The following is a 5,861-nucleotide window of genomic DNA, read 5'->3' as shown; positions in this document are numbered from 1 at the left end:
CCATAGAGCGGATGCGCACCTGGCGCCTGCGGATCGGCCAGCGCGAAGACCGCCTTGGCGGTGGCGGCGCCATAGTCATCGTCGATCTGGTAGTTGAGCTCGAAGGCGCCGTTGGCGGCGCGCTTGGGCTCGCCGACGAAGCGGATCTGCGGCGGCTTGTCAGGGATCACGGCGAAGGCCCAGCGGCCAAGCTGGTCGTCGCCCGATTTCAGCGTCAGCATGCCATCGCCAGTCAGCTTGCCGGTGAATTGGCGCACCTTGGACGGTGCCGGGCTTGCGGCCGGTTTGGCCGTGGCGGCGGCTTGCGGGCTGGCCGGGTCGATGGCGCGGGCGTTGCCGTCCTGGTCAGCATAGGCAAGCGTTTCCTCGCCCGAGCCTCCGGTGACGCGCAAGGAGACGTCGCTACCCTCGGGGACGTGGAAAGTTGGCGTCGCCTGGTTGGCGTCGGCGGTCAGGAAGATCGGCGGCTTGCCGGTATAGGCCGGCGGCGTCACCCAGGCGTCGATGCGCGGCGGCACGGCGTCGAGCGTGCCATGTGCGCTGAAACCGTCTGCTATCCTGCCGCCGGTCGGCCCGAAGGAGAAGGCAAAGGCGGTGACGAGCAGCAGCGCCGCCACGGCGCGAAGTCCCCAGGGGTCGCGCTCCGGCACGCGCGTGCGTGGCAGGTCGGCGCCGAGACTGTCGAGCTTTCCAGCCATGCGCTTCTGGTGCTCGCGCCAGAGCGCCTGCGAAAAGCTGCTTTCCTGGCCGCTGGGCCGGTCGCTCTGCACCTGTACGGGGCTGTGCAGCAGTTTGTTGGCGGCCTCGATGCGGCGATCGACCTCGGCGGCGCCAGGCATGCGGAAAAAGCGCAGCGGGTAGAGCGCGGCCAATCCTGCCAGGCCGAACAGGGCGACAAGGCCGATGCGCACCACATCGGGCAGCCTGGGGAAAATGCCGAACCAGGAGGCGCTGAGGAAGAGAGCGACGACAATGATGAGCGGGAGCAGCAGCGGCCAGCCACGCTCGACCGTCATCGCGATCCGCGTCGCCAGCCGGCTCAAGGCAAGGCGTCCGGCCAGGCCGCGGTCGTTGCTGAAGATGGGTCGTTGCGTCATCGGCCCTTCCCAGAGCCGGTTCCATCCCGAAGGCCCGGGAAGGGGCTCTATTTCCTTGAGCATGATCTGTTCCGAAAACCGGATTCGAGTTTTCGGGACCATGCCATCGGGCGGGGCAGGATAGCCCAAGCCTCACGACTCGAAGAATACCAGCAAACACGGCAAAGGCGAGGCGGTTTGAGAAAACGTGAAGCCGGCCGAATTGGTTGCGATCAGAAATTGGCGGGGTTTGCGTTGGCGCCACAGACCAGCACGGCCACCCGTTCGCCCGGCGTCGGCGCGTAGCGGCCGGACAGGATCGCGGCGAAGGCGGCGGCCCCACCTGGTTCCGAGATGATGCGCACGCGGTTCCAGAGCGCTTTCTGGGCGGCGATGATGTCGTCATCGCTGACCAGGATGGAGCGTTCCACGAAGGCTTCGGCGATCGGGAACATCATTTCGCCGACGCGCTTTGGCGCCAGCGAATCGGCGGCGATGCCTTCGGCCGGCGCGTCGACCGGACGGCCGGCCTCGAAGGCGCGGTGAAGCGTCGGCGCGCCCTCGGGCTCGACGGCGACGATGCGGATGCGGCCGGCATACCAGGCGGCGATACCGCCGATCAGGCCGCCGCCGCCGACGGCGACCAGCAGCGTGTCGATCTCAGGCAGATCGCTTTCGATCTCAAGCCCGAGTGTGCCCTGGCCGATCAACGTTTCCTCCTGGTTGAAGGCGTGGATCTGCAGGGCGCCGGTTTCCTCGGCGAAACGTTCGCTGGCGGCCAGCGCTTCGGCATAGCGGGCACCGCCGACGACGAGGTCGGCGCCATAGCCGCGAATGCGGTCCAGCTTGGCCTGCGGGCTCACTTCGGGAACGAAGATGGTCGCCTTGTGCCCAAGCCGCATGGCGGCGTAGGCGACAGCGGCGCCATGGTTGCCGCCCGACGCGGCAACGACGCCGGCGTCGGGAACCGGCCGCTCCAGAAGGTTGGTGAAGGCGCCGCGCGCCTTGAACGAGCCGGAATGCTGCAGGCATTCGAGCTTGAGGTCGACCGCCAGTGGCGGCCGGTCGAAGTCGGCCATGTCGATGCGCAGCACCGGCGTGTGCCTGACATAAGGGCGGATACGCGGTTCCATCGCGGCAATGCGTTCGCGTGTGACGGTGTTGCCCTGCGACATCAAAATCTCCTCGGGATTGACAGTAATTAGTAACTTGGCAAAATGGCTAAATGCAAGAGGTTGATGTCTTCAAGGCGATCGCCAACGAACGCAGGCTGCAGATTCTCGACTGGCTCAAGGATCCGCGTGCGCATTTCCGGGCACAGGCGGATGGCGATCTGGTCGAGGACGGCGTCTGCGCGCTGCTGATCGCCGAGAAGCTCGGCATCACGCAGGCGACGCTTTCCGAGCATATGCGAGTGCTTACCCAGGCCGGCCTGCTCAGAACCAAGCGCATCAAGCAATGGACCTTCTACCGCCGCGACGAGGACAGGATCGCCGACACAAGGGCGCTCATCCAGAACCGGCTATAGCGTCGCGGCCAGGACGGCTTCTATGCAAGCCAGTCCGGCACCGAATCCAGCCCTATCAGCGCGTCATAGGTCAGGCGCGGGCGCACGACGTGGAAACGGTCGCCGTCGACCAGCACCTCGGGCACCAGCAAGCGAGTGTTGTAGGTGCCGGCCTGGACCGCGCCATAGGCGCCGGCGGTGGAAACCGCGACGAGATCGCCCGCCTTCAGCCTCGGCAGGTCGCGGTCGAGGCCGAGATAGTCACCGGTCTCGCAGACCTGGCCGACCACATCGACCATCATGCGCGGCGTGTCGGCCGGCGGCTGCACGGCCGGCCTGATCTCGTGAAAAGCATCGTAGAGCGTCGGCCTGATCAGGTCATTCATGGCGGCGTCGACGACGAGGAAGTTCTTGGCGGCGCCTTCCTTCACGAAAATCACTTCCGAGACCAGGATGCCGGCATTGCCAACGATCAGCCGGCCCGGCTCGAACATCACCTTCATGCCCAACTTGGTGACATGCTTGCGGACGACCTGGGCATAGGCGTCGGGCAAGGGGGGAGGGTTGTTGTCGACGCGATAGGGAATGCCGAGGCCGCCGCCGAGATCGACATGCTCTATCGCATGTCCGTCGGCGCGCAGCGCGCCGACCAGGTCGACCAGCAAAGCGAAGGCGTCGTCGAAAGGCTGCAGTTCGGTGATCTGGCTGCCGATATGGGTATCGATGCCGGTGATCTTGATGCCGGGAAGCGTTGCCGCGCGGGCATAGACCTGGCGCGCCCGCTGCCACGGAATGCCGAACTTGTTCTCGGCCTTGCCGGTTGAGATCTTCTTGTGGGTCCTGGCGTCGACATCGGGATTGATGCGCAGCGACACCGGCGCCACCTTGCCGAGAGCCGAGGCGCGGGCCGACAGGAGTTCGAGCTCCGGCTCGGATTCGACGTTGAAGCAAAGGATGCCGGCTTCGAGCGCAAAGTCCATTTCACGCGCCGTCTTGCCGACACCGGAAAACAGGATCTTGCTGGCCGGGACGCCGGCGGCCAGTGCCCGGCGCAATTCGCCTTCCGAGACCACGTCGGCGCCGGCGCCGAGCTTGGCCAGGGTCCGCAGCACGGCCTGGTTGGAATTGGCCTTCATGGCGTAGCAGACCAGCGCGTCGAGCCCGGCAAAGGCCTTGACGAAGACACGGTAGTGCCTGGTCAGGGTCGCCGTCGAATAACAGTAGAACGGCGTGCCGACCTGTGCGGCGATATCAGGGATTGCCACGTCCTCGGCATGCAGCACGCCGTCGCGGTAGTCGAAATGGTTCACGAGAGTGGTTCCGGAAGTTGGCGGGTGCTAGATCAGCGGGTCGAGGATGAACTTCTTGTCCACGACCGGTTTTTCCGGTTCCGGCGGCACGGGCTGGTGGGCCTTCTCGGCATCCTTGCGCGCCTGGACAGCCGCCTCGTACGGCGTATCGAGGCCGGCCTTGCGGCCGCAGGCGGTCACGGAGGCAAGCGCCGCAAGCAGCGTCAGCGTTACCAAAATCCTGCTTCCGGTCATCGATCCATCCGTCCGAAACGTTTGCCAGCCGCCGCTTTTAGCCGAGTTCTCAACGTATTGCACCCCGGATATTGCCGATCGCAACATCGGGATATTTCTGGTCGCAACATCGGGATATTGCTGATCGCAATATCCGGGATCACGCCTTGGCGATACGCTTTTTCCAGGCGCGGATCTGCTTCCTCACTTCCGACGGCGCGGTGCCGCCGAAGCTGGTGCGGCTCTTGACCGAGTTCTGCACCGCCAGCACCGAGAATATATCGGAAGTGATGCCCGGGTTGATCGATTGCAGATCCTCCAGCGCAAGCTTCTCCAGGCTCACCTTCTTGTCTTCGGCCAGTGCCACTGCGCGTCCGGTGACATGATGGGCTTCGCGGAACGGCAGGCCCAAGGTGCGCACCAGCCAGTCGGCGAGGTCGGTGGCGGTGGCGTGGCCGGAGCCGGCTGCCTTCTTCATAGCGGCCGCATTGACCGTCATGTCTGAGACCATGCCGGTCATCGCCGCCAGCATCAGGTCGAGCGTCTCGGCGGCGTCGAAGACCGATTCCTTGTCTTCCTGCATGTCCTTGCCATAGGTCAAAGGCATGCCCTTCATCACCGTCAGCAGGCCGACCAGATGGCCGTTGACGCGGCCGGTCTTGCCGCGCACCAGTTCGGCGGCGTCGGGGTTCTTCTTCTGCGGCATGATCGAGGAGCCGGTGGAAAAGCTATCCGACAGCCTGATGAAGCCGAATTGCGGCGTCGACCAGATGATGATCTCTTCCGCCAGCCGCGACAGATGGGTGGCGCAGATCGCGGCCATGGCGAGGAACTCCAGCGCGAAATCGCGGTCGGAGACGCTGTCCAGCGAATTGCGCATCGGCTCGCGGAAACCGAGCGCCCTGGCGGTCTGGTGGCGGTCGATCGGGAAGCTGGTGCCGGCAAGGGCGGCGGCGCCGAGCGGGCTCTCGTCCATCCGTTCGATGGCGTCGCGCACGCGCGACAGGTCGCGCGAAAACATCTCGACATAGGCCATGCAATGGTGGCCGAAGGTCACCGGCTGTGCTGCCTGCATATGGGTAAAGCCCGGCATCACGGTCGCCGCATGTTCCCCGGCCCGTTCCAGCAGCGCCCCGATCAACCCCTTCAACGCCTCGGCGACGCGAAAACACTCGTCCTTGACCCAGAGCCTCAGATCGACCGCCACCTGGTCGTTGCGCGAGCGGGCGGTATGCAACCGGCCGGCCGCCGAGCCGATCAGGTCGGCGAGCCGGGCCTCGACATTCATGTGGATGTCTTCCAGCCTGGTCGAGAACTCGAACGTGCCAGCTTCGATCTCTTTTAGGATCGTGTTCAGGCCGTGAGCGATTTTTTCTTGATCGGCAGCCGAAATAATGCCCGTCTGCGCCAGCATCTCGCTATGGGCGATCGAACCGCGAATATCCTGCGCGTAGAGTTTGCGGTCGAACGAGATCGACGCGTTGATGGCTTCCATGATCGCGGCCGGACCCGAGGCAAATCGTCCGCCCCACATCTGGTTGCTGGTCTTCTTGTCGCTCATCGCTATAAAACCCGTGCTTCGGAGCAGTTTTGAGAAAATGGCAGACGGAAACAGATTTTTCCCGGCCCCGCGCCTGATCCTCGCCGCCCTGGTGGCGGGAGCGCTGGCCGGCGCGGTCGCGGTATATGTCAGCGAGAGCCGGTCTGGCAACAACGCACCGGCGCAGGTGGCCGCCGGCGACAGCAAGGACGACG

The 5,861-nt window shown here is 65.0% G+C and carries 6 protein-coding genes and 1 pseudogene; 2 read left to right on the top strand and 5 right to left on the bottom strand.

The window, feature by feature from the left end:
* Together EOA36_RS25025 and EOA36_RS25020 are read right to left on the bottom strand one after the other, a co-directional pair.
* Positions 1–1,097, bottom strand: a 1,097-nt coding sequence (locus tag EOA36_RS25025; RefSeq protein WP_127279853.1) for a DUF4175 family protein, incomplete at its 3' end; no start/stop codon positions are given.
* Positions 1,098–1,309: 212 nt separating this feature from the next.
* The gene (locus EOA36_RS25020) at positions 1,310–2,251 is read right to left on the bottom strand and encodes a threonine/serine dehydratase (RefSeq protein WP_127279852.1); all 942 of its coding nucleotides are present in this window, start codon (positions 2,249–2,251) and stop codon (positions 1,310–1,312) included.
* A gap of 50 nt (positions 2,252–2,301) precedes the next feature.
* On the opposite strand from EOA36_RS25020, the gene EOA36_RS25015 reads away from it, so the two are divergent.
* Positions 2,302–2,604, top strand: a complete 303-nt coding sequence (locus EOA36_RS25015) for a metalloregulator ArsR/SmtB family transcription factor (protein ID WP_127279851.1) — start codon at positions 2,302–2,304, stop codon at positions 2,602–2,604.
* A 20-nt stretch (positions 2,605–2,624) separates the two neighbouring features.
* Here EOA36_RS25015 and lysA read toward each other — a convergent pair whose 3' ends face one another.
* The 3 genes from lysA to argH all read right to left on the bottom strand — a co-directional run bounded on the left by lysA (position 2,625) and on the right by argH (position 5,667).
* The gene (gene lysA, locus EOA36_RS25010; RefSeq protein WP_127279850.1) at positions 2,625–3,893 is read right to left on the bottom strand and encodes a diaminopimelate decarboxylase; all 1,269 of its coding nucleotides are present in this window, start codon (positions 3,891–3,893) and stop codon (positions 2,625–2,627) included.
* Positions 3,894–3,920: 27 nt separating this feature from the next.
* On the bottom strand, positions 3,921–4,127 hold the full coding sequence (locus EOA36_RS25005) for a lipoprotein (protein WP_015315543.1): 207 nt from the start codon (positions 4,125–4,127) through the stop codon (positions 3,921–3,923).
* A 139-nt stretch (positions 4,128–4,266) separates the two neighbouring features.
* Positions 4,267–5,667, bottom strand: coding sequence for an argininosuccinate lyase (gene argH, locus EOA36_RS25000; protein WP_127279849.1), 1,401 nt, complete (start codon positions 5,665–5,667; stop codon positions 4,267–4,269).
* Between the two features lie 37 nt (positions 5,668–5,704).
* Between argH and EOA36_RS38415 the strand changes: the two are divergent.
* Positions 5,705–5,861: pseudogene (locus EOA36_RS38415) on the top strand (TlpA family protein disulfide reductase); the annotation flags it as partial.

Origin of the sequence: Mesorhizobium sp. M8A.F.Ca.ET.021.01.1.1 (assembly GCF_003998025.1) — a bacterium.
In the GTDB taxonomy this organism is placed as follows: Bacteria; Pseudomonadota; Alphaproteobacteria; order Rhizobiales; family Rhizobiaceae; genus Mesorhizobium.
This window is presented reverse-complemented; position numbering and strand designations above follow the sequence as displayed.